Here is a 255-nt window from a genome sequence, read left to right on the forward strand (position 1 = left end):
TGGCGCCTTTTCCCGCCACTATGGACGGAACTGTGCCAGGGATCGCATGCGCACGAGGTTGTAGGCTGCCATGTTCAACACGAACATCTGGTCCACCTTCTTCAAGCCGCGCACCATCACCTGGCGCGTGCGCCCCACGGTCTTGGCCCACCCGAAGCCCTGTTCGATCAATTTGCGCTTTTGCTGCGAAATGGCATAGCCCGCGCTCGCGGCAATCGTTTCGGGCACTGCCGAACGCCGTCCTGAGGTGTTTTG

General features: G+C 60.8%; 1 protein-coding gene. It reads right to left on the reverse strand.

What is annotated here, in order from left to right:
- Positions 1-18 precede the first annotated feature (18 nt).
- A partial coding sequence (locus VSR34_RS39135) for a transposase (RefSeq protein WP_342965315.1) occupies positions 19-255 on the reverse strand: 237 nt, incomplete at its 5' end.

Origin of the sequence: Paraburkholderia sp. JHI2823 (assembly GCF_038900695.1) — a bacterium.
Taxonomy (GTDB): Bacteria; Pseudomonadota; Gammaproteobacteria; order Burkholderiales; family Burkholderiaceae; genus Paraburkholderia; species Paraburkholderia mimosarum.